This window comes from Pseudomonas delhiensis (genome assembly GCF_900187975.1).
GTDB lineage: Bacteria > Pseudomonadota > Gammaproteobacteria > Pseudomonadales > Pseudomonadaceae > Pseudomonas > Pseudomonas delhiensis.
Window position 1 is genome coordinate 119,359 of the sequence record NZ_FZPC01000012.1, and the last position, 25,002, is coordinate 144,360.

Here is a 25,002-nt window from a genome sequence, read left to right on the forward strand (position 1 = left end):
CGGCGCGGCTCAGGCGAGCTGGCGCCTCAGTTCGGCAGACGCGCGCTGTGCGCGAGCATCAGTTGCTCGTCCTCGGCTAGCATGCCGGGGATGCAGTCGCGGAGGAATTCGACCCAGGTGCGGATCTTCGCGTCGAGGAACTGCCGCGACGGGTAGAGCGCGTAGATGTTCAGGTGGAACAGGCTGTAGCCGGGCATCACCCGCACCAGGCTGCCGTTGCGCAGGCCCTCCACCGCCGAGTACACCGGCAGCGCGCCAATGCCCATGCCGGCCACCACCGCCTCGGTCAGGGCGTCGGCGGTGTTGACCTGGAAGTGGGTGTGGTCGATGTGCGCCAGCTCCTCGCCGTCCGGGCCGTGGAACAGCCACTTGTCCAGCGACATCACGCTGTTCACCAGGCGCAGGCAGCGGTGCCCGGCCAGCCCCGCGGGCACCTTCGGCGAACCGTGGCGGGCCACGTAGGCGGGCGCCGCGCAGAGCACGCTGTGGGTCTGCCCCAGGCGCTTGGAGACGAAGCCGGAGTCGGGCAGCTCGGGGGCGATCACCACCGAGATGTCGTAGCCCTCGTCGAGGATGTCGGTGGTGCGGTTGGCCAGGGTCAGGTCGAAGCTGACTTCCGAGTACATCTCGCAGTACTGGGAGATCGCCTTGATCAGGTAGTGCTGGCCGATGCCGGTCATGGCATGCACCTTGAGCTTGCCGGCCGGGCGCGAATGGGCGTCGCTGGCCTCGGCCTCGGCTTCCTCGATGTAGCCGAGGATCTGCTGGCAGCGCAGCAGGTAGCGCTGGCCGGCCTCGGTGAGGGCGATGCGGCGGGTGGTGCGGTGCAGCAGGCGGGTGCGCAGGTGGGCTTCGAGCTTGGCCACGGTGCGCGAGACGTAGGCCGTGGTGAGGTCCATGCGCTGGGCGGCGGCGGTGAAGCTGCCGGTCTCGGCGACACAGACGAAGGCACGCATGTTGTGCAGCAGGTCCATCATTTCTCCTGAGAGCCTGTCCGCGAGCCGTGCCGGGCGATGCCGGCCATAGCAAAGTCTTGTTACAGATTCGCGACAGGCGGCGAATTGTCGCATAACTGCCACCGGCGAATTATTGTTTTTTCAGGCAACAATAATTCGCCCAACTGTCAGCTTATCCTGCCCCCGGCGGTTTTCTAGAATCGCCTCCCCACCGCGGCCCCTCCGCAGTTCCCAGGATTCACAGCTGTGTTCCGCCATACGCGCCAGGCTCGTTCCGCCCCCGCTCCGTCACCCCGTCCGCAGCCCCGCGGCCGCACCGCCACCGACTCCCCCCTGCCCCGATGAACAGCCTCACCCGCATCGGCGCGCGCCTGCCCGGCACCGACGCGCTGCGCCAGGCGGCGTCCGCCTGGGCCCATAGCGACGGCGTCACCTGGGTGTTCATCGGCAAGACCCTGCTCACCGCCTTCCTCGCCCTGTGGCTGGCCTACCGCCTGGAACTGCCGCAGCCCAACACCGTGCTGGTCAGCGCCTTCATCGTGCTGCAGCCGCAGAGCGGGAAGGTCCTGGCCAAGAGCTTCTACCGCATCCTCGGCACCCTGGCCGGGCTCACGGTGATGGTCACCTTCATCGCCCTGTTCGCCCAGGAGCGGGTGCTGTTTTTGCTCTGCGTGTCGATCTGGGTCGGCCTGTGCACCGCCGGCGCCGCGCGCTACCGCGACTTCCGCGCCTATGCCTGCCTGCTGGCCGGCTACACCGCGGTGATGATCGGCATTCCCGCCACCCTGCACCCCGAGGGCGCCTTCATGGCGGCGCTGTGGCGGGTGCTGGAGATCACCCTGGGCATCTTCTGCACCGGCCTGGTCAGCGCCCTGGTGCTGCCGCAGACCAGCAGCGCGGCGCTGCGAAACGCCCTGGACACACGCTTCGGCGACTTCGCCGGGCTGGCCGCCGCGGGCCTCGAGGGCACCCTCGACCACGCCCGCTTCGAGCAGGCCGCCGCGCGCATCGCCGCCGAGGCCGTGGGCCTGGAGAACCTGCGCAACGTCACCGCCTTCGAAGACCCGCACATGCGCCTGCGCAGCGGCCGCCTGGCGCGCCTGAACAGCGAGTTCATGCAGCTGGCCACGCGCTTCCACGCCCTGCAGCGCCTGCTCGACCGCCTGCGCGAACGCCAGGCCGGCGCCGTGCTGGAAGTGCTGATGCCGTGCCTGGTCGAGGTCGGCGGCCTGCTCGCCGGCTGGCATGGCCGGCCGCTGCGCGACGCCGACGCGGCCTTCCTCGCCGCGCAGCTGGAGCACTGCCGCCAGCAGCTGATGCCGCAGATCCGCGAGGCCCGCGCCAGGCTCGCCCACGCCTGCCCGCGGGAGGCCGACCAGCTGGATTTCGAGACCGCCGCCGAGCTGCTGTTCCGCTTCGCCGGCGACCTCCACGACTACGCCCAGACCCACGCCTCCCTGGCCGCCCACAGGCACGCCCGCGAGCAGTGGAAGGAGCGCTTCACGCCCAAGGCCAACGCCGTGGCCGCGGCGGTCGCCGGGCTGCGCTGCGCGCTGCTGGTGATCGTCGGCGGGGTGTTCTGGATCGAGACCTCGTGGGTCAGCGGCGCCACCTTCACCCTCACCTCGGTGCTGATCGCCGCGCTGTCCTCGGCCTCGCCCAACCCCAAGCGCCTGTCGCTGCAGCTGACCCTCGGCACCCTGCTGGGCGCCACCCTGGGCTTCGTCCTCACCTTCCGCGTGCTGCCGCACCTGGATGGCTTCCCGCTGCTGTGCATGGTGCTGGCGCCGGTGTTCGCCCTCGGCGCCTTCCTCATCACCCGACCGCAGTGGAGCGGCTACGGCGTGGGCCTGCTGGTGTGGTTCTGCATCGCCTCGCTGCCGGCCAACCTGGCGCGCTACGACGCCTACACCTTCATCAACGAGTACCTGGCCATGCTGCTGTCCATGGGCATGGCGGTGGTGGCGGCCATGGTGATACTGCCGCCGAACCGCCCCTGGCTGTGGGAGCGCCTGGAAGCCGAGCTGCGCATGCGCGTGGTGCACACCATCAGCGACCCGCTGAAGGGCCTGTCGGCCGGCTTCGAGAGCGGCACCCGCGACCTGCTCAACCAGGCCTACGGCCTGGCCAGCGGCCGCCCCGACGTGCAGCGCCGGCTGCTGCGCTGGATGTTCCAGGTGCAGGAGGTGGGCCTGGCGATCATCGAGCTGCGCCGCGAGCAGGCGCTGCTGCCCGACGAGCCCTGGTACGCCGGGCACATGCCCTGGCGCCGCGCCATCCGCGCCATGGGCCGGGCGCTGATCCGCCTGTTCATCCAGCCCAGCGAGCACAACCGCCTGCGCGCCCTGGCGGCGGTGGAACACGCCATCCACAGCACCCGCACCACCCAGGAACCGCGCCCGCCGCACTTCGGCACCTCGCCATTGCGGCGCATGTGCAGCTACCTGCACTTCATCCGCACCTCGCTGCTCGACCCCAGCTCGCCGCTGCGCGAGACGTCGCGGGGTTGAGGAAGCCGCGCGCCGTGCCCCACCTGCAGGAGCGCGCCCTGCGCGCGATATCGCGGGCAGGGCCCGCTCCTACAGGTTGCCGGAAGGCGTGGCATTTCCCTGGAGCGGACTTTGTCCGCGATTGGATTCACCCGCCACGCCGGACACACCGATGCCACGGCCAACGGCGGATAACCGCGAACGGCTATTCGCCCTACGGTCGATTGCCTCCGCCACGCGGAATCATCCGGTGGCACGGTCGTAGGACCTTGTCCGCGATAGCTGGAACCACCGGCGCGATTCGCGGATGAGATCCGCTCCTACAATTGGTGCATCCTGATACCCATGGCGCGATGGCCGCGACATGACCGCGCAGCGTCATCATGACCGCATGCGCCCCGCAACCCCCCGCCATTGCTGGATTGTTGCCTTTTAGTACGAGGTATTTCTGGCTTCCGGGCATATGAATATGCCCGCCGCGGACCTACCATTTGCTTGCTGTTGAAGCGCGCCGCAACACCCAAGAACCCGATCGCCACATCCCCAAAGACATCTTCCCGATGAAGCCGCCGAACTTCGTCCTGGCCACGTGCGCCCGGATGCGGCTCCCGCTCGGGAAAAAGGCAGGAAAACTCATGAAAGCCCTAGTCGTTCTGGCCCTGGCCAGCTTCTCCACGCTCGCCCTCGCTGCGCAGGCGGACGATGCTGCCCAACCTCAGAGTCCGGCAGTGGAGCAATACAGCTACGGAATGAACCTGGACGTCGCCCACGTGGTTTCCACCACCGACGTCTCCAACCAGTGCGGGGTCGTGCCCGCGCAGATGACCTACGAAGACTCGAAGGGCGAGCGCCACACCATCGAGTACCAGGTCTGGGGCAACGGCTGCACTGGCGGCTAGGCCCATCCGACGCCACCGCGAAGGGTCCACGCCCCCTTCGCGGCGCGTTGTTCCCTCCCTCCCCTCGCCCTTCCCTAGGGCTGCAGCACCGACCTCGCCAGGTTGCGGCTGTGCGCCCCGAACGCCCGGATCAACGCCAGCAACTGCTCGTCCAGCTGCGCGTCGTGCCGCAGCGGCGCCACCTCGTTGCCGGCGCTGAAACCGACGCCGGCATCCGCCGGGATCGTTGCCAACCAGTGACCGATCGCCGCATCGAAGGCCGCCGCATGGGCGTGGGATTCGGCCGCCACCACCTCCCGCGGGTAATCGGCCGAATACGCCGGGTAGCCGCCGTCGCCGGAGGCATCGGCATAGGCGGCCAGCAGCGCCGAACCCTGCGGCTTGCGCAGCGACTCCAGCAGCCAGTCCAGCTGGTAGCGCTCCACGCCCAGGTGGCGGCTGGCCACGCGGCTGATGGCGGCCTTCTTGTCGGCATCCAGGCCGGCCAGTGCCTTGAGCGCCGTCCACAGCATGCTGGCGGTGGTTTCGCCGGGCAGCGGGGTGCTGTGGTAGGGCTGCGTCAGGTCCTGGACGTAGTGCATCGACCAGCCGAGGAAGCGATAGCCCCAGTACGGGTGGCCATGTTCGAAGGCGTAGCGCGCCAGGCCATGGAACTGGTAGGCGCGCCACTGCGGCCAGCTGCGCTGCAGGTAGGGCGCGCCGGCGAAGATGATCGCCGACTCGTGGTAGAAGCCCATGTGGAACGGCGCCTGGGAGCTGAACTCGTAGCCCGGGTCGCCGAACGGCTGCGGGCCGAAGCCGTAGCGCTGGCCGGCCGCGCCGGGGCTGTCGCTGAACAGGTGGATGTCATGGCCGAAGTCCGGCTCGTCGCTGGCGCTGGCCAGCACCGCCAGGGCCGGGACCGGCTCGCCCGGCTGCAGGGCGATGAAGCGCCAGCGCGCCCAGCCGGAAAGGTCGTGGAACACCAGGACGTCCGAAGCCTTCAGGTGCGCCCGTGCCGGCTGGTCGTGGCCCGGCGCGGGCTGGATGGCGCTGGCCAGCTTGACCTCGGGGTTCAGGCGCAAGGCGCCGAGGAAGGCCTGGCGCAGGTCCTGCTCCGTGCCGCTGAAGCGCAGCGCGTCGGGGCGCGCCGGGTACTGGCGGAAGTGCTCGCGGGCGAAGCGTTCCTGCTCGTCGAGCAGGGCCACCAGGCCCTCGCGCTCGGCGGCGAGGAAGGCCTCCAGCGGCTCCATGGGCACCGCCGGCGCATGGGCCACGGCCGGTAGTTGCGCCAGGGCCTGGTAGCTGCCCAGGGCATGGTTGGACCAGGCCCACAGGCAACGCGGCAGGATCAGCAGGGCCAGCAGCAGGGCACAGCGCAGCAGGTGGTTCATGGGGCCTCCACTCTTGTCGGTCGATGCCGCGCAGCCTAGCAACCCGCACGCCGCGAAGCACTGTCGCACGGGGCCAGCGCGATTCACCGATAAGGCCAGGCTGACCATCATCAATGGCGCCCCGGGAGCCAGCCACTACACTTGCCGGGCATGACCTGCCGGCATAGCGCCGTTGCCGCCGGCCACCGCAAGAAGGCGTTCCCCATGCTGCAATCCGTTTCACCCAAGCACGACCTGCCGCTGAAGAACGAAGCCGACCCCCAGCGCAGCGGCGTGCTCGCCCCGTTCAGCATCGCGGCCTTCCGCATCATCTGGATCTGCAACCTGTTCGCCAACCTGGGCACCTGGGCACAGTCGGTGGCCGCCGCCTGGGTGGTCACCGAGGCCCACGCCAGCCCGCTGATGGTGGCCATGATCCAGGTCGCCTCGGCGTTGCCGCTGGTGCTGCTGTCGATCCTCTCGGGGGTGCTGGCGGACAACCACGACAGGCGCAAGATCATGCTCATCGGCCTGTCCATCGAGCTGTCCGGCGCGGCCCTGGTGACCCTGCTGGCCTTCTTCGGCTACCTCGACCCGCTGCTGCTGATCCTGTCGATCCTCTGGCTGTCCCTGGGCAGCTCCATCACCATCCCGGCCTGGCAGGCGGCGGTGAACGAGCAGGTGCCGGCGCGCCTGGTGGGCGATGCGGTGCTGCTCAACAGCGTCAACTACAACGTCGCCCGGGCGGTGGGCCCGGCCATCGGCGGCCTGCTGCTGTCGGCCACCGGCGCGCCCTGGGTGTTCCTGTTCAACTGCCTGTGCTACGCCGCGCTGATCTGGGCCATCTGGCAATGGCGCCGCGAGGTGCCCAAGCGCACCCTGCCGCCGGAGCACATCTTCGAAGGGGTGGTGGCGGCGCTGCGCTTCACCCAGTACTCCAGCGTCACCCGCCTGGTGATGCTGCGCTCGGCGGTGTTCGGCCTCTCCGCCAGCGCGGTCTGGGCGCTGCTGCCGCTGCTGGCGCACCGCAACCCGGACGGCAACGCCTCGGTGTACGGCTACATGCTCGGCGCCCTGGGCCTGGGCGCCATCCTCGGCAGCACGCTGGTGGGCCGCCTGCGCAGGGTGATCGGCACCAGCCGCCTGATCAGCCTGGGCGGCGGCACCCTCGGCCTGGTGCTGCTGATCCTCGGCGGCGTGGACAACCTCTGGGTGCTGTTCCCGGCGCTGATCGTCGGCGGCAGCTGCTGGATCGCCGCGGTGGCCAGCTACAACTCGGCGGTGCAGATACTGGTGCCGGACTGGGTCAAGGCCCGCGCCCTGGCGCTGTACCAGACGGCCCTCTACGGCGGCCTGGCGCTGGGCTCCTTCCTCTGGGGCCACTTCGCCGGGACCATGGGCGTGCAGGGCGCGCTGCTCGCCGCCGGGGTGCTGCTGCTGATCTCGGTGGCGCTGCTGTACAACTCGCGCCTGCCGGAGCTGAACCCCGGCAGCATCGCCCGCGCCCCCGGCCCCCTGCCGGGGGAGCCGACCTTCGTCTTCGACACCCAGCGCGGCTCGGTGCTGGTGACCATCGAGTACCGCATCCCGGCCGAGCGCACCCGCGACTTCGTCCGCGCGGCCAAGCCGCTGCGCCGCCTGCGCCTGCGCAACGGCGCCGAACGCTGGGCGCTGTACCGCGACATCAGCGACAAGGAGGCCTGGCAGGAGGTCTTCCTGGTGGAGAACTGGATCGCCCACCTGCGCATGCTCGACCGCATGACGCTGGAGGACAAGACCATCATCGACACGGTCACCAGCCTGCACGCGGGCGACGCGCCGCCCAGGATGAGGCACGGGGTGAGCTATGAGTCGGGGAGCTACGAGGCGCCGCCGGAGACGTTGGGCTGAGGACCGCGGATAACGCCGCCCACCGCACCGTGCCAATGTAGGAGCGCGCCCTGCGCGCGAATCGCGGGCAGGGCGCGCTCCTACAGGTTGTCGGTAACCATGGCATATCCCCCGTAGGAGCGGACTCCGTCCGCGATAGGCCAAGCCCGGGCACCTCTGCCCAGGCTAGATCGCCAACGCCACCAGCACCGCGCACTCCACCAGCTCCACCAGCGCCCCCGCCGTATCCCCGGTGGTGCCATCCAGCCGCGCCATCAGCCGGTTGCGCCACCAGAGGAACACCGCCAGGGCCACCACCAGCGCGACCAGGCCGCTGAGGCCGGTCAGCGGCATCAGCGCGGCGTTGAGCGCCAGCATCCAGGGCAGCGCGCGGCGCGGCAGGTGGTCGGCCAGGGCCTGGCCGAGGCCGCCGGGGCGGGCGTAGGGGGTGGTGAGGAACAGCAGCGGCAGCGCCACCCGCGCCAGCCACGGCGCCAGCAGCAGGGCCCAGAAGTGGTGGCTGTCGAGCAGGGCCGCTATGGCGCAGAACTTCACCAGCAGCATCACCACCAGCACCACCACCGCCACCGGGCCGCTGCGCGGGTCCTTCATGATCGCCAGGGTGCGCTCGCGGTCGCCCAGCCCGCCCACCCAGGCGTCGGCGGTGTCGGCCAGGCCGTCCAGGTGCAGGGCGCCGCTGAAGGCCACCCACACTGCCAGCAACAGCGCGGCGTGCAGCAGCAGGTAGGTCTCGCCGAAAAAGTAGCCCAGGGCATAGAGCCCGCCGCCCATCAATGCCCCCACCAGCGGGTAGAACAGGGTGGCGCGGCCGAACTGCTCGGGCGTGGGCACCTCGCCCAGGCGGATCGGGATGCGGCTGAGGAACTGCAGGGCGATCAACGGCAGGAACAGGTTGCTCATCGGGGCGCGCTCGCGGCGGACTCGACCGGTTGGATGCTCCAGCCGCCGGCCTGCGGCTCGATGCGCAGCGCCAGCCGTTCGCCGTGGGCGACGCTCACCTGCAGCAGCTGCTCGCGCGGCAGGCCCAGGGCGCGTGCGCCGAGCAGGCGCATCACGCCGCCATGGGTCACCAGCAGCAGGTGCTTTCCGGCATGCGTCGCGTACAGCTGCCCCAGGGCCGCGAACACCCGCGCCTCGAAGGCCGCGAGCGGCTCGCCGCCCGGCGGGGTGAAGGCGTAGGGGTCGTTCCAGAAACGGGCTAGCGCATCGCTATCAGTCTCCATCAGCTTAGCTGCGCAAAGCCCTTCCCACTCGCCGAAATCCAGTTCGCGCAGGTCCGCCTCCAGGTGCAGCGGCAAGCCGCTGGCGGCGGCCAGGCGCTCGGCGAAGGCCGCGCAGCGGCGCAGCGGCGAGCTGACCAGGGCGTCCCAGGGCGAGGCCAGGCCCAGGCCGGCCTGCATCTGCGCCCAGCCGGCGGCGGTCAGGGCGTCGTCCAGGCGGCCGCGGAAGCCGCCGCCCCGTTCGGTCTCGCCGTGGCGCAGCAGGTCCAGGCGCAGGCTCATGCCGGGCGGTCCGACACCGCCGCTTCGGCGAAGGTGGCCATCTCGGCGTGCAGCCGGCAGGCCTGGCGCAGCAGCGGCACGGCCAGGGCGGCGCCGCTACCCTCGCCCAGGCGCAGGCCGAGGTCCAGCAGCGGCTGCGCCTCCAGGGCCCGGAGCACGCGCTGGTGGCCGGGCTCGGCGCCGCTGTGGGCGAACAGCAGCCAGTCGCGGCACTGGGGGTTGAAACGCACCGCGCAGAGCGCCGCGACGCTGCAGATGAAGCCGTCCACCAGGGCGACGATGCCCTTCTGCGCGCAGGCCAGGTAGGCGCCGGCCAGGGCCGCCACCTCGAAGCCGCCGAGGCGGCACAGGGCCTCGAAGGGCTCGGCGCAGTGCGCGCCATGCAGGGCCAGGGCGCGCTCGATGACCGCGGCCTTGTGCGCCACGCCCCTGGCATCCAGCCCGGTGCCCGGGCCGACCAGGGATGCGGCGCGTTCGCCGAGCAGGCCGCAGGCCAGGGCGGCGGCGCAGGTGGTGTTGCCGATGCCCATCTCGCCGCCGATGAACAGCTCGCTGCCGGCCTGCTGCGCGCGGCGCACGGATTCGCGCCCGGCCTCCAGGGCGATCAGGCACTGCGCGGCGGTCATCGCCGGCTCGCGGGCGAAGTTCAGGGTGCCGGCGCCGACCATCAGGTGCAGCACGCCGGGCAAGGGCTCCAGCGGCACGGCGGTGCCCAGGTCGATCACCTCCAGGCGCGCATCCAGCTGGCGAGCCAATACGCTGATGGCCGCGCCGCCGCGCACGAAGTTGCGCAGCATCTCGCCGGTCACCGCCTGCGGGTAGGCCGAGACGCCCTCCTCCACCACGCCGTGGTCGCCGGCGAACAGGGCGATCCAGGTGTGATCCAGGCTGGGCCGCTCACGCCCCTGCAGGCCGGCGAGGTGGATGGCCACCTCCTCCAGGCGGCCCAGGGCGCCGCGCGGCTTGGTCAACTGGTCCTGGCGCGCGGCGGCCTTGTCGCGCGCCACGCGGTCCACGGGTTGGCACGGCTCGCGCCACCATTGCAGGCTCATACGGGGTCTCCCTTGAGGGTCATGGGCAGGCCGGCGACGGTGAACAGCACCCGTTCGCTGGCCTCGGCCAGGGCCTGGTGCAGCCAGCCGGCCTCGTCGACGTAGCGCCGCGTCAGCTCGCCCAGGGGCACCACGCCCAGCCCGGTCTCGTTGCTGACCAGGATGATCCGCCCGGGCAGCCCGGGCAGCGCGGCCAGCAGTTCGTCGATCTGCTGTTGCAGGTGCGCGCCGTCGTCGGCGAGCAGCAGGTTGGTCAGCCAGAGGGTCAGGCAGTCCACCAGCAGGCAGCGGTCCGGCGCGGCGTGCTCGGCGAGGACCCGCGCCAGGTGCAGCGGCTCTTCCACCAGGCCCCATTCGGCCGGGCGGCGTTCACGGTGGTGGCGGATGCGCGCGGCCATCTCGCCGTCGCCGCTCTGCGCGGTGGCGAAATAGGTGACCGGCAGGCCGCTGCCCAGGGCCAGGCGCTCGGCCAGGCGGCTCTTGCCGGAACGGGCGCCGCCGAGGATGAGTTCAAGCATTGGGTTTCTCCACGGAAGTCTTGGCCTGTAGGGGGCGCGGCGGTGCTGGTTCGCGAGCAAGCTCGCTCCTACGAAGAGCAGCGGCTTCGTAGGATGGGTGGAGCGAAGCGATACCCATCTCAAAGGCCGCACAGGGCTTTCAGTTTGGCGGTATCCAGATACGCCTCCACCTGGTCGGCCAGGCGCTCGATGTCGCGCTCGCGCAGCCCGTGATAGTCCAACGGCTGCACTTCGCCCAGGCCAGCCCAGCGCAGCAATGCGGCACAGGCGTCGGGAGCCTCGAACAGGCCGTGCAGGTAAGTGCCCATGACCTGGCCGTCGGCGCTCAGCGCGCCATCGCAGCGGCCGTCGTCGAGCCACACCGCCGGGTTCTCCAATGCGGGCCCGGTAGTCACGCCGGCGTGAATCTCGTAGCCGCCGACCTCGGCGTCTTCCAGCGCCAGCCGGCCGCGCACGTTGCGCAGCTGCTTCTCCGGCTCCAGCACCGTGTCCAGCGCCAGCCAGCCGAGGCCGGCGCTGTCGCCGGCGGCGCCCTCCAGGCCGTGGGGGTCGGACAGCGTGCGGCCGAGCATCTGCAGGCCGCCGCAGATGCCCAGCAGCTTGCCGCCATAGCGCAGGTGGCGCTCGATGGCGGCGTCCCAGCCCTGGGCGCGGAGGAAGGCCAGGTCCGCGCGCACGCTCTTGGAGCCGGGCAGGATGACCAGGTCCGCCGCCGGCATGGCCTGGCCGGGGCCGACGAAGGTCAGTTGCACCTGCGGGTGCAGGCGCAGCGGGTCGAAGTCGGTGTGGTTGCTGATGCGCGGCAGCACCGGCACCACCACCTTCAGGCTTTCCCCCGTCTTGGCGGCCTGGCGGACGTCGATGGCGTCCTCGGCCTCCAGGTGGAAGTCCATCAGGTACGGCAGCACACCCAGCACCGGGATGCCGGTGCGCTCTTCCAGCCAGTCCAGGCCCGGCTGCAGCAGCGCGATGTCGCCACGGAAGCGGTTGATGACGAAGCCCTTCACCCGCGCCCGCTCGCTTGCCGAAAGCAGCTCCAGGGTGCCGACCAGGTGGGCGAACACGCCGCCGCGGTCGATGTCGGCGATGAGGATCACCGGGCAGTCCACCGCCTCGGCGAAGCCCATGTTGGCGATGTCGTTGGCGCGCAGGTTGATCTCCGCCGGGGAGCCGGCGCCCTCCACCATCACCACCCGGTAGGCGTCGAGCAGGCGCTGGTGGGACTCCAGCACGGCCTGCTTCGCGACCCGCTTGTAGTCGTGGTAGGCGGCGGCATTCATGCTGGTCACCGCGCGGCCGTGGATGATCACCTGGGCGCCCACGTCGCTGTTGGGCTTGAGCAGCACCGGGTTCATGTCGGTGTGCGGCGCCAGGTGGCAGGCCTGGGCCTGCACCGCCTGGGCGCGGCCGATCTCGCCGCCGTCGGCCGTCACCGCGCTGTTCAGCGCCATGTTCTGCGGCTTGAACGGCGCCACCGCCACGCCCTGGCGGCGCAGCCAGCGGCACAGCGCGGTCACCAGGGTGCTCTTGCCGGCGTCGGAGGTGGTGCCTTGCACCATCAACGTAGTGCCTTGCGCCATCGGGGTGGTCATGGGGTGCTCCATTGCCCTAGGGCATCGGCCAGGCGCGCCCAGCCGGCTTCGTCGGCGGGCAGGCCGAAGCGCAGGCTCGGCGGGTTGTCGAAAAGGCGCACGAGGATGCCGCGGCGGGCCAGGTGTTCGTGCAGTTCAGCCGCCCGAGGGTAGGCAAGCCACTGGAACAGCGCGGTGCCCTGGGTCAGCAACTGGTGGGTTTTCAGAAGCGCGGCCAGGCGCGCGCCGGCCTGTTCCAGCGCAGCGCGGCGTTCGCCCTGCAGCGCGTGGTCGGCCAGCGCGCGCTGCGCCACCCAGCGGGTCGGCCCGCTCACCGCCCAGGGCCCGAGCAGTTCGGCCAGGCGTGCCAGCAGCGCCGGCTCGGCGAAGGCGAAGCCCAGGCGCGCGCCGGCCAGGCCGAAGAACTTGCCCAGCGAGCGCAGCACCACCAGGCCCGGCCGGCCGCCGGCCAGGGGCAGCAGGCTGTGCCCGGGGGCACAGTCGATGAAGGCTTCGTCCACCACCAGCCAGCCGCCACGAGCCTGCAGGCGCGCGTGCCAGGCGAGCAGGCGTCCGGCGTCGAAACGCCGGCCGGTGGGGTTGTTCGGGTTGACCAGCAGCAGCACGTCGAGCTGGTCGATCAGCCCGTCCACCTGCTCGTCGGCCAGTTCCAGCAGTTCATGGCCATGGCGCCGCCAGGCCGCCGCGTGCTCCGCGTAGCAGGGCGCCAACACGCCGACCCGGCCAGGCTCGCGCAGGCGCGGCAGGGCCTGGATCGCCGCCTGGCTGCCGGGCAGCGGCAGCAGCGAAGCGCAGCCGTAGTAGTCGCGCGCGGCCTGCTCCAGGCCGTCGTCCTCTTCCGGCAGGCGCTGCCAGGCGCTGGCGGGGATGTCCGCCACGGGCCAGGGCCAGGGCCAGGGGGCGATGCCGGTGGACAGGTCGAGCCAGTCCTCCAGCGCGATGCCGTAGCGCTGCGCCGCCGCGCGCAGGCGTCCGCCGTGCTCAAGCATGCAGCAGCGCCCCCAGGCCGAGGATCGCCAGCAGCCACAGCAGCACGCCCTGGCGCACCAGGGCCAGCGCCCGCCAGATGTCGCGGGCGCCCGGCGCCGGGCCTTCGCCCAGTTGCGGGCGCTGGTGCAACTCGCCGTGGTAGACGGCATTGCCGCCCAGGGCCACGCCGAGCGCACCGGCGCCGGCGGCCATCACCGGGCCGGCGTTGGGGCTGTCCCACTGCGGCGCCTGTATGCGCCAGCTGCGCAGGGCCAGGCGGGTATTGCCGAGCAGTGCGTAGGTCAGGGCGACCAGGCGCGCGGGGAGGTAGTTGAGGGCGTCGTCGATCTTCGCCGCGGCCCAGCCGAAGCGTTCGAAACGCGGGTTGCGGTAGCCCCACATGGCGTCCAGGGTGTTGCTCAGGCGGTACAGCACCACGCCCGGCGCGCCGGCCACGGCGAACCAGAACAGCGCGGCGAACACCGCGTCGCTGCCGTTCTCCAGCACCGATTCGGTGGCGGCCTTGGCCACCGCGCTGGCGTCCAGTTCGGCGGTCTCGCGGCTGACCATGTAGCCGACGCGCTTGCGCGCCTCGGGCAAGTCGCCGTCGCGCAGGGCCAGGGCCACGGGTTCGGCGTGCTCGCCCAGGCTGCGCAGGCCGATGGCGGCGTAGAGGGCGATGGCGGAGACCAGCCAGCCGAGATGCGGGAGCAGGGTCAGCAACCAGGTGATGAAGGTCAGTGGCAGTACCGCCAGGGCCCAGGCGGTGACGCCATGGCTGCGCCAGCCTAGGCCGGGGGTGTTGCTGTCGGGAAGTACGGAGTTGGGCGTAGCACCCTCTCCCTGAAGGGAGAGGGGGCTATCCGTGCCAACCGTCGACAATGGCACTCGAGCGCGGTTGAAGCGGCGCTCCAGGCGGTCGGCCAGGCGCCCGAAGGCCACCAGCGGGTGCCAGCGCTTCGGCTCGCCCAGCAGGCCGTCCAGGGCCACGCCGGCGACGCTCAGCAGGGCCAGGCTCATGGGCGTTCCCCCCAGCGGTTCTCGTAGAGCAATTCTTCCAGCGGGCGCGGCTCGCACCAGCCCTCCAGGGCCAGCATCGGCGCCGGGTAGAACGCTTCCACCGGGCCCAGGCAGAGCACCGCCACCGCCTCGCTGCCCGCCGGCAGGCCGAGCAGTTCGCCCAGGGCGGCGGGTTCGAACAGCGACACCCAGCCCAGCCCCAGGCCCTCGGCGCGGGCCGCCAGCCAGAGGTTCTGGATGGCGCAGGCCAGCGAGGCCAGGTCCATCTGCGGCAGGGTGCGGCGGCCGAAGACGTGGGCCTCGCGGCCATCCGCCAGGGCCGCCACCAGCAGCTCGGCGCAGTCGCGGATGCCTTCGACCTTCAGCCGCATGAATTCTTCGGAGCGCTCGCCCAGGGCCTCGGCGGTCCTCACCCGCTCCTGCTCCACCAGGCCGTGGATGGCCTCGCGCAGCTCGGGGCGGGTGATGCGGATGAAGCGCCAGGGCTGCATCAGCCCGACGCTGGGGGCCTGGTGCGCCGCTTCCAGCAGGCGCGCCAGCAGCGCCGGGGCCATCTCGCCGCCGCTGAAGTGGCGCATGTCGCGGCGTTCGGCGATGGCGCGGTAGATGGCCGCGCGTTCCTCGGGGCTGTAGGCGTGCTCGGTCATGGGCGGAAGATCGCGGCGGCGGCCATCGGGTTCGACGGCAGGTAGAAGTGGATGTAGGACGCGGTCAGGCGGCCCAGGCGGAACACCGCCTCGGCCACCGGCTTGGCGTTCGGGCAGCTGCCGCGCAGGGCCGGCTCCAGGCCGGTGTCCAGCAGCGAGTGGTGGAAGGTGTGGCCGCGCAACGGGCCCTCGGGCAGCTCGACCTCCTGCAGGGCCAGGGCGGCCAGGCGCTTCTGCAGGGTGGCGCGGCCGGGCAGCAGGCCGAGCAGTTGGCCGCATAGGCCATTGGCGTCGGTCAGGCCGTCGAGCAGGTAGAGCATGCCGCCGCACTCGGCCAGCAGAGGCTTGCCGGCGGCGTGGTGGGCGCGGATGGCGTCGGCCATGGCGCGGTTGTTCTCCAGCTGCGCCAGGTGCAGCTCGGGGTAGCCGCCGGGCAGGTAGAGGCTGTCCACCTCCGGCAGGCGTTCGTCGCTGAGCGGGGAGAAGAAGCACAGCTCGGCGCCCAGTTCGCGCAGCAGGTCGAGGTTGGCCTGGTAGAGGAAGGCAAAGGCGGAATCGCGCGCCACGCCGATGCGCACGCCGGCCAGGAACGGCCGCACCTCGCGCGCGGCCGGCGCCGCGAAGCTCACCGGCGGCGGCAGGTCCACCGCGCTGCTGGCGGCCAGGGCGTCGGCGGCGGCGTCCAGGCGCGCATCCAGGTCGGCCAGCTCCTCGGCCTGCACCAGGCCCAGGTGGCGGCTGGGCAGTTCCAGCTCGGCGCTGCGCGGCAGCGCGCCGTACCAGCGGATCCACTCCGGCAGGCTGTCGCGCAGCAGGTCGCTGTGGCGCTGGCTGCCGACGCGGTTGCCGAGCACCCCGGAGAACGGCAGGCCCGGCTGGTAGGTGGCCAGGCCCACGGCCAGGGCGCCGAAGGTCTGCGCCATGGCCTGGCCGTTGATCACGCCCAGCACCGGGACGTTGAAGGTGCGCGCCAGGTCGGCGGCCGAGGGCGTGCCGTCGAACAGGCCCATCACCCCCTCGATGAGGATCAGGTCGGCCTCCCCGGCCGCCTCCCACAGCAGGCGCCGGCTCTGCGCCTCGCCGACCATCCACAGGTCGAGCTGGTGCACGGGCGCGCCGCTGGCACGGGCGAGGATCATCGGGTCGAGGAAGTCCGGGCCGACCTTGAACACCCGCACCCTGCGCCCCTGGCGCGCGTGCAGGCGGGCCAGGGCGGCGGTGACGGTGGTCTTGCCCTGGCCGGAGGCGGGAGCTGCGATCAGCAGCGCCGGGCACTGGCGCGCTTGCGGCATCAGAACTCCACCCCTTTCTGCGCCTTGATGCCGGCCTTGAAGGCATGCTTGACCAGGCCCATCTCGGTGACGGTGTCGGCGGCCTCGATCATCCCCGGCGGCGCGGCGCGGCCGGTGACCACCACGTGCTGGTGCGCCGGGCGCGCGGCGATGTCGGCGAGCACCGCGTCCAGTTCCAGGTAGCCGTGCTTGAGGGCGATGTTCAGCTCGTCCAGCAGCACCAGGCCGATGGCCGGGTCGGCCAGCAGTTCGCGGGCGATGCCCCAGGCCTGCTGCGCCTTGTCGATGTCGCGCTGGCGGTCCTGGGTCTCCCAGGTGAAGCCCTCGCCCATCACGTGGTAGCGCACCTGCTCGGGGAAGCGCCGGAAGAAGGCTTCCTCGCCGGTGCTGGCGGCGCCCTTGATGAACTGCACCACGCCGGCCCGCATGCCGTGGCCGAGGGCGCGGGCGAGCATGCCGAAGGCCGAGCTGCTCTTGCCCTTCCCATTGCCGGTGAGCACCAGCAGCACGCCGCGTTCGTCCCGGGCCTGGGCGATCTTCTCGTCGACCACTTCCTTCTTGCGCTGCATGCGCGCGCGGTGGCGCTCGTCCTTTTCCGGGGTCTCGCTCATCGTTCTGTCTCCTGGCCGCGGACGGCCGTGCTCGCGGCGCCGGGGCACCGTGGCTGATGGGGCATGCGGGAGTGACGAAGGAACGCAGCCGGGCGGCGCGGGGCCGGGGCTGGAGGGGAATTGCTCATCTGCCTGATCGCTCCACCGCTCTCACCCGCGCGGCTAAAAACCGGGATGACGCTGGGCGATCGGAGCGCGGCCTGGGCAGCGCCCGACGGCTTCCTGCGCGTCGTCGTCGCTACGGGCCGGTCTCCGGGCTCGCGAGTGGAGGTCCTGGGACTTCCCCGGCCGCGCCTTCCCATGCCGTTGGCACAGTGGCTGTTGCGTCCGGGTGACTCGCCTACCGTTGCGGGGGCAGCGCCGGAATGACCGAAAAGGCTCGGTTCCACCGGCTTCCCTGTTTCACCTTCGACCCTGGCCGAAGGCACCTGTAGCAGGCGCGCAGCTTAGAGGCTGGCGGGGTGGCCGGTCAATCGGCGGCGGCGATGGGTCGCGCCGCCGGCGCCGGCGTCGCGGCCGGGTCCTGGCGGCACCAGCGCAGCCAGATGAACTGCAGCTGGACCAGGGTGGCGCGGGCCAGTTCGCGGTTCTCGGCCGGCAGCCGGTGGTCGCCCTCCAGGGCCTGGAACAGCGCCACGCTGGCCGCATCCAGGGCCTGCTCGCGGCCGGCGCGCGGGCCACCGGCGAGCAGCAGGTCGTGCAGGCGCAGCAGGTAGGCGTCGCGGGCCCGCCGTACGGGGCCGCGGGCCGCGGCCAGGCGCGCGCGGAGGAACAGCAGCTCGTCGCCCAGGTCCAGCGCCAGCAGGCCGCCGCGCCAACGTGCGCGGCGCTCGGCCGGCAGGTTCCTGTAGAACTGCGCCAGCCGCAGCAGGCGGTCGGCGCTGCGGCCGTCGAACCACACCTCCGCCACCGGCAGCGGGCCGCGGGTGAGCCGCGCCAGGTCGGCGAGGATGGCCGCCAGCACGCGGCGGTAGTGGCGCTGCCCCGGCGCCAGGCGCACCAGGTTGAACACCAGCACGGCGAAGGCCACGCCGACCACCGTGGCCAGCGCCGAGTTGAGGAAGTGGCCGAGGTCGTAGCTCATCGCGTTGCTCGGCCCGATGTTCTTCACATAGAAGATGCAGAAGGACGAGGCGATGGCGGCGATGGCGGGCCGCGTCATGCACAGCGCGGCGATGAACAGCGGCACGCCCAGCACCAGGGCCAGCGCCGGGAAGCCGTCGCACAGCGGCAGTATCACCAGGCCCGCGATGCCGGCGAAGGGTACCGACAGGACGATGCCGCGCAGGAAGTTGAGGCCGGCGCCGGCCGGGTTGTCGCGGCTGGCGAACAGGCTCAGCACCACGCCGGTGATGGACACCGCGCCCAGGCCGCTGGGCCAGGCCGTGGCCAGCCAGAAGGCCGACACGCAGAGGAACGCCAGGGCGCTGCGCAGGCCGTAGAGCAGCCCGCGTTCGATGTCGCGGTGCCAGACGATCACCCCCGGCGCGTTGCGCGGCGCCTCGCCGTAGACCAGCGCCTGCATGCTGCGCCGGGCCTGCCCGGCCATCGCCAGGGTGCGCGCCAGGCATTCCAGGCACAGGCGCTGCTGGGCGCTCTCGCGGGCCCGGACGGCCTCGTCCAGGCGCTCGCGGCAGTCCTCGAAGGCGCGGTACCCGGCCTGCTCCAGCAGGTCCATGACCTCGCGCCGCCAGGGCTCCAGCGCGGTGGCGGACGCCTGGTCCAGCAGCCGCCACTCCCGCGCCACCTTGCGCGCCGCGCGCAGCAGGCCCAGCAGGTCGGCGTTCAGTACCCGCAGCGCCTGGGCCCGGCGGCGGCCGCTCTCGCCCTCGAACCAGGCGTGTTCGCGCTGCGCGTCCACCGCCACGATGCGGCCCATGGCGCGGATCAGCGGGCCGCGCTCGTCGGCACCGGTCAGTTCGGCGGCGGCCGCCTGCAGGCCGGTCTCCCAGGCGCCCTTGCCCTGCTCCGCCAACTGCTGCTGCACGCGCCGCGGCCACAGCACGATGCTCACCAGCGAGGCGCAGAGGATGCCCAGGCCGATCTCCGAGCAGCGCGCCACGGCCTGGTCGAACACCGTCATGGGCGCGGCGCTGGAAGGCAGCGCGACTATCGCCGCGGTGTAGCCGGCGAGGACGAAGCCGTAGGACGAGAAGTTCTGCAGCAGCGAGGCGCCGGCGGTGCAGAACGCCAGCCAGGCCGCCATGGCCAGGAGGAACGGCAGCGGCGCCTGGCCCAGCACCGCGATCAGCGCCACCGAGACCATGGCCCCGAGGCAGGTGCCGAGCAGGCGGAACACGCTCTTGGCCAGCACCATGCCGCTCAGCGGCTGGCTGACCACGAACACCGTGACCAGCGCCCACTGCGGTTGCTGCAGCTCAAAGCGGAACGCCAGGTAGAGGGCGAGAATGCCGGCCAGCACCGACTTGGCGGCGAACTGCAGGTCCGTGCGGCGCGGGCGCAGCACGGCGCGGAAGAACTCGACGAATGGCGAAAGGAAGGCTGGCATGCAGACATACCGGCAAAATCGTTGATCGAACTATTAAATAGCTTGCTAACAATGTCAAGAAACATCCTGTAACCTCCCTGAGTGGAAGGCGACGGATGGTCCCGTCACACAACTCCGCTAGACTCCGTGGGATGACCGAAACCGCTCAAGCCGGCCAGCTGCGCCTGGACACCTCCGCCTCCCCGCCCCTGCTGCAAGTCAGCGGCGACTGGACGCTCGCCCATTTCGCCGACCTGCAACGCCAGGTCGGCGCGCTGGACGGCCAGCGCGCCCATGCCGGGGGCTTCGACTTCAGCCGGCTCGGCGCCCTCGACACCGCCGGGGCCAGCCTGCTCGCCGACCTGATCGGCGCCAGCGGCCTGCAGCGCCTGGACGAGATCGCCGCGGATGTGCCCAGGGAACGCCGCGACCTGCTGCGCGCGGTGGGCAGTTCCATCACCCAGTGCCGCCTGCACGAGAAGAAGCCGCCGCCGCGCAACGCCCTGGTCGAGCTGCTGGAACGCATCGGCCTCGCCATGGAAGCCTTCTGGAAGGACCTGGTGGGCGTGCTCGGCTTCATCGGCCTGACTCTCGAAAGCCTGGCGCGCTGCGCCCTGAATCCCCGGCGCTGGCGGCCCACCTCGCTGGCCGCGCACATGGAACAGACTGGCCTGGACGCCGTGCCCATCGTGGCCCTGCTGACCTTCATGGTCGGCGCCGTGGTGGCCTTCCTCGGCGCCACCGTGCTGAACAAGTTCGGCGCGGCCATCTACACCGTCGACCTGGTGGGCTTCTCGTTCCTGCGCGAGTTCGGCGTGCTGCTCACCGCCATCCTGCTGGCCGGGCGTACCGCCAGCGCCTTCACCGCGCAGATCGGCTCGATGAAGTCGAACCAGGAGATCGACGCCATCCGCGCCCTGGGCCTGGACCCGATGGAGTTGCTGGTGCTGCCGCGGGTGCTGGCGCTGCTGCTGGTGCTGCCGCTGCTGACCTTCCTCGCCATGCTCTCGGGCATCGTCGGCGGCGGCGTGGTCTGCGCGCTGTCGCTGGACATCTCGCCGCGCATGTTCATGGTCATGCTGCAGAACGACATCGCCGTGCAGCACTTCCTGGTCGGCCTGGTGAAGGCGCCGGTGTTCGCCTTCGTGATCGCCGTGATCGGCTGCCTGGAAGGCTTCCGCGTCAGCGGCAGCGCGCAGTCGGTGGGCGAGCACACCACCTCGGCGGTGGTCCAGTCGATCTTCGCGGTGATCCTCATCGACGCCGTCGCCGCGCTGTTCTTCATGGAGATGGGCTGGTGAGCGACGAAGCCATCATCCAGGTCCGCGACCTGTGCAACCGCTTCGGCGACCACGCGGTGCACGAGCACCTGGACCTGGACGTGCGCCGCGGCGAGATCCTCGGCGTGGTCGGCGGCTCCGGCACCGGCAAGTCGGTGCTGCTGCGCGCCATCATCGGCCTGCGCCGGCCCCAGGAAGGGCGGATCCAGGTGTTCGGGCAGAACCTGCTGGAGCTGCCGCCGGAGCAGCGCTCGAGGATCGAGCGGCGCTTCGGCGTGCTGTTCCAGAACGGCGCGCTGTTCTCCTCGCTGACCGTCAGCGAGAACGTCTGCCTGCCGCTGATCGAGCACGCCGGGCTGGCCCGCGAGGACGCCGAGTACCTGGCCAAGGTGAAGATCTCCCTGGCCGGCCTGCCGCCGGAGGCCGGCGACAAGTACCCCTCGGAGCTGTCCGGCGGCATGGTCAAGCGCGCCGCCCTGGCCCGCGCCCTGGCCCTGGACCCGGACATCCTGTTCCTCGACGAGCCCACCGCCGGCCTCGACCCCATAGGCGCGGCGGCCTTCGACCAGTTGATCCTGACCCTGCGCGAGGCCTTCGGCCTCACCGTGTTCCTGGTCACCCACGACCTGGACACCCTCTACACCATCTGCGACCGCGTCGCGGTGCTGTCGCAGAAACGCGTGCTGGTGGTCGGCAGCCTCGACGAGGTGGCCGCCAACCCCGACGCCTGGGTCCAGGACTATTTCCACGGCCCGCGCGGCCGTGCCGCGCAGCAGGCGGCGGACCGCCTGCGGGAGGAGAACTGAATGGAAACCCGCGCCCACCACGTGGTCATCGGCCTGTTCACCGTGCTGGTGGCCATCGGCGGCCTGCTCTTCGGCCTGTGGCTGGCCAAGAACAGCAGCGACCAGCAGTACAACTACTACGACGTGATCTTCACCGAGGCGGTGACCGGCCTGTCCCAGGGCGGCACCGTGCAGTACAGCGGGATCAAGGTCGGCGACGTGGTCAGCCTGCGCCTCGACCCGCAGGACCCGCGCAAGGTGCTGGCGCGCATCCGCGTGTTCGACCAGACGCCGATCCGCCAGGACACCCGCGCCAAGCTGGCCATCACCGGGGTCACCGGCACCGCCATCATCCAGCTCAGCAACGGCTCGCCGGAGAGCCCGCCGCTGGTGGGCAAGGACGGCCAGGTGCCGGTGATCAAGACCATCCCCTCGCCACTGAGCAAGCTGCTGGCCAACGGCGAGGACATCGCCACCAACGTCAGCAACCTGATCAACAACGTCAACCGCATGTTCTCCCAGGAGAACGTCGACCGCATCAGCCGCACCCTCGACCACATCGACCAGGCCACCGCGGTGATCGCCGAGCAGCGCGGCGACATCCGCCGCACCGTGCAGGAACTGGCCGCGGCCAGCGAACAGGCGAAGCTGACCCTGGCCAATGCCAGCCAACTGCTGGGCAACGCCAACCAGTTGCTCGGCAGCCAGGGCAAGGACACCCTGCTCAGCGCCCAGCAGACCCTCGCCGCGCTGCAGCGCAGCAGCGAGAAGATCGACCGCCTGCTGGACAGCAACTACGACTCGGTGAACGGCGGGCTGAACGGCCTGGGCGAGATAGGCCCGGCGGTGCGCGAGCTGCGCGCCACCCTGGAGAACCTGCAGCGGGTGACCCGCCGCCTGGAAGAGAACCCGACCAACTACCTGTTCGGCGGCAACCGCACCAAGGAGTTCCAACCATGAAGGCCCCCCTGCGCCTGTTCGGCTACAGCGCCCTCGCCGCCCTGCTCGGGGCCTGCTCGATCCTGCCCAGGGCCGAGACCCCGGACGTCTACCTGCTGCCGGCGCAGCAGCAACCGCCACGCGCCACCCCGGCGGTGGACTGGTCGCTGCGGGTGCTGGCGCCCCGGGCCAGCCAGGTGCTGGACAGCAACCGCATCGCCGTGCAGCCCAGGGGCGACCTGCTCAGCGTCTACAAGGGCGCCCGCTGGGCCGACGGCGCCCCGCCGCTGCTGCGCGACCGCCTGCTCGACGCCTTCCGCGCCGACGGCCGCATCCAGGCCCTGAGCAGCGACGAGGTCAGCCTGCAGGCCGACCTGGAACTGGGCGGCGACCTGCGCGCCTTCCAGGGCGAATACCGCGACAAGGGCGTGGAAGCGGTGGTCATCCTCGAAGCCCGCCTGGTGCGCAGCGCCACCCAGCGCATCGTCGCGACGCGCCGCTTCGAGGTCCGCCAGCCGGCGGCCGGGGAAAAGGTGCCGGAAGTGGTCACGGCCTTCGGCCAGGCCACCGACCGCCTGGCGGCCGAAGTGGTGGGGTGGACGCTGCAGCAGGGGCAGGCGCAGAAGTTCGAGCGGTGAAAGACCGCCCCCCATGGCACGTAGGGCGCATAACGCCTACGGCGTTATCCGCCGTTTGGCCTCGGTCCCCGGCGGCGCCAAGGCCAACCTCGGTGTTGGCTTTGGCCCCGGCGTATCGGCGTATAACCGCGAACGGTTATACGCCCTACGGAGCGCCTTTCGCAGGATGGGTTGAGCGAAGCGATACCCATCGCCACGGCTAGTCGGAAACCCGCCTGCGCCAACCCGGATCGGTCAAGCGATAACACTGCAGGGGACTGCGCGGCGAATCCGGTTGGGTCATTTCCAGCAATCCGGACGCCATCGCCGGCCCCAGGTAGTTCTTCCGGAAGGTTGGCCGGTGCGACAACCCCAACCTGCGCATGATTTCCGAGGACTTGAGGGCTTCTCCCTTGTTGAAAGCCTGCAACAGCTGTTGCAGGCTCTCGTTTACTTGATCGGTAACTTGATCGCTTACTTGTTCGGTCTGCGCGACTTCGTCCATGGCTGCCAGTAATGCCCGCAACATGTAGTCAACGAAGGGCGTCGCCTGTGCAACATGGTCGGCCTCGGCCAAGGCCGCGTAGTAGGCCTCCTGCTGAGCATGGATGACCGTCTCCACCGGCAAATAAGCCAACAGCGGATTCCAGCGACTGAGTATCAAGGTCTGCCAGAGTCGCCCCATGCGCCCGTTGCCATTGGCGAACGGGTGAATGAATTCGAACTCGTAATGAAAAACACAACTCGCCAGTAGCGGGTGCCAGTCCGTATGGCCCAGCCACTCCAGCAACTGCCCCACCAGCGTCGGGACACGGTTGGCCGGCGGCGCCATGTGTAGCAGTTGGTCACCCCGGTAGATGCCAACACCGCCCTGTCGAAAATGCCCCGCGTCGTCGATGAGCCCTTCCATCAGGCTGGCGTGGGCTGCCAATAGATCGGGTTGAGAGGTCGGGTGCCAGGAAGGCAGGTATTCATAGGCGCGAAAGGCATTGCGCACTTCCTGGATTTCACGGGGCAATCCCAGCACCCGCTTCCCCTCCAGCACGGCAGTGACCTGCTCGACGCTGAGGGTGTTGTTTTCGATGGCCAGAGAGGCCTGGATGGTACGGATACGGTTGCCGCGCCGTAGTTGAGGCGTCAATGCCGAGTCGCCACCCACCGAAAGTCGGCCGACCCGCTCGCAGATTTCACCGACCAATCGCAGCAGTGAAGCGGAAAGGGCAAGCGGTGGTTCATAGGCCTTCATGGCGATATCTGGTCCGAGTCTGCGCAGGCATCCGAAGCGATAGTGCGTACATTGGTGGCACTGCCACCCGTGGCAAACACCGAGCGCACGTTATTGATTCTCCACCCGCCGCAACAGATAGGTATCCATGATCCAGCCATTGGCCTCGCGGGCCTCCAGGCGGGTCTCGCGGATGCGCTCGGCGACTTCGTCCAGGCGCCCGGCGACCAGCAGCTCGTCCGGGGTGCCGACGTAGGCGCCCCAGAAGATCTCCAGGTCCTGGCCGCGCAGGCCGGTGTAGCTGTCCTGGGCGTCGAGCATCACCACCACGTCGTCCACGCCGGCGGGCATGCCCTCGCGGGCCAGGCGGCGGCCGGTGGTGATCTGCACCGCGCCGCCGATGTGGTTGAGCGGAATGCGGTGGCGCGCGGCCAGGGCCTGCACGCTGGTGATGCCGGGGATGACTTCGTAGTCGAAGCGCAGCCGGCCGCTGGCGAGGATGGCGTCGAGGATGCGGATGCTGCTGTCGTACAGCGCCGGGTCGCCCCAGACCAGGAAGGCGCCGCACCCGCCGTCGGCCACGTGCTCGTCGATCAGTTGCTCGAACAACGCCTGCTTGGCCGCATTGAGGTCCACCACGCTGCCGGCGTAGTCGGCCACGCCGCGCTCGCGCTCCGGCAACGCGGCTTCCACCACGCGGTAATCGGTGCGCTCGACGTAGCGCTCGCAGATGTCGCGGCGCAGGTCGAGCAGCTTGGTCTTGCTGGCGCCCTTGTCGAGCAGGAAGAAGACGTCGGCGCGGTTCAGCGCCTTGACCGCCTGGATGGTCAGTTGCTCGGGGTCGCCGGCGCCCACGCCGATCAGCAGCAGTCGTTTCAT

The 25,002-nt window shown here is 70.8% G+C and carries 22 protein-coding genes and 1 riboswitch; of the genes, 7 read left to right on the forward strand and 15 right to left on the reverse strand.

Annotated elements, in window-relative coordinates; genetic code table 11:
- Positions 1–26: 26 nt before the first annotated feature.
- A complete protein-coding gene (locus CHC02_RS12855; protein ID WP_089391842.1) occupies positions 27–974 on the reverse strand; it encodes a LysR family transcriptional regulator in 948 nt (315 codons plus the stop codon).
- A gap of 323 nt (positions 975–1,297) precedes the next feature.
- On the opposite strand from CHC02_RS12855, the gene CHC02_RS12860 reads away from it, so the two are divergent.
- On the forward strand, positions 1,298–3,466 hold the full coding sequence (locus CHC02_RS12860) for an FUSC family protein (protein WP_089391843.1): 2,169 nt from the start codon (positions 1,298–1,300) through the stop codon (positions 3,464–3,466).
- A gap of 614 nt (positions 3,467–4,080) precedes the next feature.
- A complete protein-coding gene (locus tag CHC02_RS12865) occupies positions 4,081–4,344 on the forward strand; it encodes a DUF2790 domain-containing protein (RefSeq protein ID WP_089391902.1) in 264 nt (87 codons plus the stop codon).
- A gap of 74 nt (positions 4,345–4,418) precedes the next feature.
- Here the strand turns inward: CHC02_RS12865 and CHC02_RS12870 are convergent, their stop codons facing one another.
- Entirely contained in the window at positions 4,419–5,717 is a 1,299-nt protein-coding gene (locus tag CHC02_RS12870; RefSeq protein WP_089391844.1) for a phospholipase C/P1 nuclease family protein, read from the reverse strand.
- A gap of 204 nt (positions 5,718–5,921) precedes the next feature.
- On the opposite strand from CHC02_RS12870, the gene CHC02_RS12875 reads away from it, so the two are divergent.
- Positions 5,922–7,586, forward strand: a complete 1,665-nt coding sequence (locus tag CHC02_RS12875) for an MFS transporter (RefSeq protein WP_089391845.1) — start codon at positions 5,922–5,924, stop codon at positions 7,584–7,586.
- Positions 7,587–7,751: 165 nt separating this feature from the next.
- On the opposite strand, the gene CHC02_RS12880 is transcribed toward CHC02_RS12875, so the two are convergent.
- The 11 genes from CHC02_RS12880 to CHC02_RS12930 all read right to left on the reverse strand — a co-directional run bounded on the left by CHC02_RS12880 (position 7,752) and on the right by CHC02_RS12930 (position 19,298).
- Positions 7,752–8,486 carry an adenosylcobinamide-GDP ribazoletransferase gene (locus tag CHC02_RS12880; protein ID WP_089391846.1) on the reverse strand — a complete coding sequence of 245 codons (735 nt, stop codon included), beginning with the start codon at positions 8,484–8,486 and terminating at the stop codon, positions 7,752–7,754.
- Positions 8,483–9,088 (reverse strand): histidine phosphatase family protein, encoded by a 606-nt coding sequence (locus CHC02_RS12885; RefSeq protein WP_089391847.1) that lies wholly within the window; start codon positions 9,086–9,088, stop codon positions 8,483–8,485. Before CHC02_RS12885 ends, CHC02_RS12880 begins: the two co-directional genes overlap by 4 nt.
- Positions 9,085–10,140: a nicotinate-nucleotide--dimethylbenzimidazole phosphoribosyltransferase gene (cobT, locus tag CHC02_RS12890; RefSeq protein WP_089391848.1), complete on the reverse strand. Its 1,056-nt coding sequence runs from the start codon at positions 10,138–10,140 to the stop codon at positions 9,085–9,087. The genes CHC02_RS12885 and cobT overlap by 4 nt, the downstream gene beginning before the upstream one ends.
- Positions 10,137–10,658 carry a bifunctional adenosylcobinamide kinase/adenosylcobinamide-phosphate guanylyltransferase gene (gene cobU / locus CHC02_RS12895; RefSeq protein WP_089391849.1) on the reverse strand — a complete coding sequence of 174 codons (522 nt, stop codon included), beginning with the start codon at positions 10,656–10,658 and terminating at the stop codon, positions 10,137–10,139. The genes cobT and cobU overlap by 4 nt, the downstream gene beginning before the upstream one ends.
- 119 nt (positions 10,659–10,777) lie before the next feature.
- A complete protein-coding gene (locus CHC02_RS12900) occupies positions 10,778–12,238 on the reverse strand; it encodes a cobyric acid synthase (RefSeq protein ID WP_089391903.1) in 1,461 nt (486 codons plus the stop codon).
- An 8-nt stretch (positions 12,239–12,246) separates the two neighbouring features.
- Entirely contained in the window at positions 12,247–13,239 is a 993-nt protein-coding gene (gene cobD / locus CHC02_RS12905; RefSeq protein WP_089391850.1) for a threonine-phosphate decarboxylase CobD, read from the reverse strand.
- Positions 13,232–14,239 carry an adenosylcobinamide-phosphate synthase CbiB gene (gene cbiB / locus CHC02_RS12910; protein ID WP_089391851.1) on the reverse strand — a complete coding sequence of 336 codons (1,008 nt, stop codon included), beginning with the start codon at positions 14,237–14,239 and terminating at the stop codon, positions 13,232–13,234. Before cbiB ends, cobD begins: the two co-directional genes overlap by 8 nt.
- Positions 14,236–14,886: a 5,6-dimethylbenzimidazole synthase gene (bluB, locus tag CHC02_RS12915; protein WP_089391852.1), complete on the reverse strand. Its 651-nt coding sequence runs from the start codon at positions 14,884–14,886 to the stop codon at positions 14,236–14,238. The genes cbiB and bluB overlap by 4 nt, the downstream gene beginning before the upstream one ends.
- Positions 14,883–16,178, reverse strand: coding sequence for a cobyrinic acid a,c-diamide synthase CobB (locus CHC02_RS12920; protein WP_089391853.1), 1,296 nt, complete (start codon positions 16,176–16,178; stop codon positions 14,883–14,885). The genes bluB and CHC02_RS12920 overlap by 4 nt, the downstream gene beginning before the upstream one ends.
- Positions 16,178–16,789 carry a cob(I)yrinic acid a,c-diamide adenosyltransferase gene (gene cobO / locus CHC02_RS12925; protein WP_089391854.1) on the reverse strand — a complete coding sequence of 204 codons (612 nt, stop codon included), beginning with the start codon at positions 16,787–16,789 and terminating at the stop codon, positions 16,178–16,180. The genes CHC02_RS12920 and cobO overlap by 1 nt, the downstream gene beginning before the upstream one ends.
- 226 nt (positions 16,790–17,015) lie before the next feature.
- Positions 17,016–17,236, reverse strand: a riboswitch (cobalamin riboswitch).
- A 22-nt stretch (positions 17,237–17,258) separates the two neighbouring features.
- A complete protein-coding gene (locus CHC02_RS12930) occupies positions 17,259–19,298 on the reverse strand; it encodes an FUSC family protein (RefSeq protein ID WP_089391855.1) in 2,040 nt (679 codons plus the stop codon).
- 131 nt (positions 19,299–19,429) lie between these two features.
- Between CHC02_RS12930 and CHC02_RS12935 the strand changes: the two genes are divergently transcribed.
- From CHC02_RS12935 to CHC02_RS12950, 4 genes are read left to right on the forward strand one after another with little or no spacing between them, the layout of a single operon-like run.
- On the forward strand, positions 19,430–20,578 hold the full coding sequence (locus CHC02_RS12935; RefSeq protein ID WP_089391856.1) for an MlaE family lipid ABC transporter permease subunit: 1,149 nt from the start codon (positions 19,430–19,432) through the stop codon (positions 20,576–20,578).
- Positions 20,575–21,363 (forward strand): ABC transporter ATP-binding protein, encoded by a 789-nt coding sequence (locus CHC02_RS12940; RefSeq protein WP_089391857.1) that lies wholly within the window; start codon positions 20,575–20,577, stop codon positions 21,361–21,363. The genes CHC02_RS12935 and CHC02_RS12940 overlap by 4 nt, the downstream gene beginning before the upstream one ends.
- Complete coding sequence (locus CHC02_RS12945) at positions 21,364–22,302, forward strand: MlaD family protein (protein ID WP_089391858.1); 939 nt, start codon at positions 21,364–21,366, stop codon at positions 22,300–22,302.
- Positions 22,299–22,919 carry an ABC-type transport auxiliary lipoprotein family protein gene (locus CHC02_RS12950; RefSeq protein ID WP_089391859.1) on the forward strand — a complete coding sequence of 207 codons (621 nt, stop codon included), beginning with the start codon at positions 22,299–22,301 and terminating at the stop codon, positions 22,917–22,919. Before CHC02_RS12945 ends, CHC02_RS12950 begins: the two co-directional genes overlap by 4 nt.
- Positions 22,920–23,118: 199 nt before the next feature.
- Here CHC02_RS12950 and CHC02_RS12955 read toward each other — a convergent pair whose 3' ends face one another.
- Both CHC02_RS12955 and cobF read right to left on the reverse strand, forming a co-directional pair.
- Entirely contained in the window at positions 23,119–24,144 is a 1,026-nt protein-coding gene (locus tag CHC02_RS12955) for a Fic family protein (RefSeq protein ID WP_089391860.1), read from the reverse strand.
- 90 nt (positions 24,145–24,234) lie between these two features.
- Positions 24,235–25,002 carry a precorrin-6A synthase (deacetylating) gene (gene cobF / locus CHC02_RS12960; RefSeq protein ID WP_089391904.1) on the reverse strand — a complete coding sequence of 256 codons (768 nt, stop codon included), beginning with the start codon at positions 25,000–25,002 and terminating at the stop codon, positions 24,235–24,237.

What these genes read in the sequence shown, in the direction of transcription:
- cobO (WP_089391854.1), bottom strand. Translation starts at nt 16,789, where the DNA reads ATGAGCGAGACCCCGGAAAAGGACGAGCGCCACCGCGCGCGCATGCAG.
- cobD (WP_089391850.1), bottom strand. Translation starts at nt 13,239, where the DNA reads ATGCTTGAGCACGGCGGACGCCTGCGCGCGGCGGCGCAGCGCTACGGC.
- CHC02_RS12860 (WP_089391843.1), top strand. Translation starts at nt 1,298, where the DNA reads ATGAACAGCCTCACCCGCATCGGCGCGCGCCTGCCCGGCACCGACGCG.
- CHC02_RS12935 (WP_089391856.1), top strand. Translation starts at nt 19,430, where the DNA reads ATGACCGAAACCGCTCAAGCCGGCCAGCTGCGCCTGGACACCTCCGCC.
- CHC02_RS12885 (WP_089391847.1), bottom strand. Translation starts at nt 9,088, where the DNA reads ATGAGCCTGCGCCTGGACCTGCTGCGCCACGGCGAGACCGAACGGGGC.
- bluB (WP_089391852.1), bottom strand. Translation starts at nt 14,886, where the DNA reads ATGACCGAGCACGCCTACAGCCCCGAGGAACGCGCGGCCATCTACCGC.
- CHC02_RS12945 (WP_089391858.1), top strand. Translation starts at nt 21,364, where the DNA reads ATGGAAACCCGCGCCCACCACGTGGTCATCGGCCTGTTCACCGTGCTG.
- cobU (WP_089391849.1), bottom strand. Translation starts at nt 10,658, where the DNA reads ATGCTTGAACTCATCCTCGGCGGCGCCCGTTCCGGCAAGAGCCGCCTG.
- CHC02_RS12875 (WP_089391845.1), top strand. Translation starts at nt 5,922, where the DNA reads ATGCTGCAATCCGTTTCACCCAAGCACGACCTGCCGCTGAAGAACGAA.
- cobT (WP_089391848.1), bottom strand. Translation starts at nt 10,140, where the DNA reads ATGAGCCTGCAATGGTGGCGCGAGCCGTGCCAACCCGTGGACCGCGTG.
- CHC02_RS12900 (WP_089391903.1), bottom strand. Translation starts at nt 12,238, where the DNA reads ATGGCGCAAGGCACTACGTTGATGGTGCAAGGCACCACCTCCGACGCC.
- CHC02_RS12955 (WP_089391860.1), bottom strand. Translation starts at nt 24,144, where the DNA reads ATGAAGGCCTATGAACCACCGCTTGCCCTTTCCGCTTCACTGCTGCGA.
- CHC02_RS12950 (WP_089391859.1), top strand. Translation starts at nt 22,299, where the DNA reads ATGAAGGCCCCCCTGCGCCTGTTCGGCTACAGCGCCCTCGCCGCCCTG.
- cobF (WP_089391904.1), bottom strand. Translation starts at nt 25,002, where the DNA reads ATGAAACGACTGCTGCTGATCGGCGTGGGCGCCGGCGACCCCGAGCAA.
- CHC02_RS12865 (WP_089391902.1), top strand. Translation starts at nt 4,081, where the DNA reads ATGAAAGCCCTAGTCGTTCTGGCCCTGGCCAGCTTCTCCACGCTCGCC.
- CHC02_RS12880 (WP_089391846.1), bottom strand. Translation starts at nt 8,486, where the DNA reads ATGAGCAACCTGTTCCTGCCGTTGATCGCCCTGCAGTTCCTCAGCCGC.
- CHC02_RS12870 (WP_089391844.1), bottom strand. Translation starts at nt 5,717, where the DNA reads ATGAACCACCTGCTGCGCTGTGCCCTGCTGCTGGCCCTGCTGATCCTG.
- CHC02_RS12855 (WP_089391842.1), bottom strand. Translation starts at nt 974, where the DNA reads ATGGACCTGCTGCACAACATGCGTGCCTTCGTCTGTGTCGCCGAGACC.
- cbiB (WP_089391851.1), bottom strand. Translation starts at nt 14,239, where the DNA reads ATGAGCCTGGCCCTGCTGAGCGTCGCCGGCGTGGCCCTGGACGGCCTG.
- CHC02_RS12920 (WP_089391853.1), bottom strand. Translation starts at nt 16,178, where the DNA reads ATGCCGCAAGCGCGCCAGTGCCCGGCGCTGCTGATCGCAGCTCCCGCC.
- CHC02_RS12930 (WP_089391855.1), bottom strand. Translation starts at nt 19,298, where the DNA reads ATGCCAGCCTTCCTTTCGCCATTCGTCGAGTTCTTCCGCGCCGTGCTG.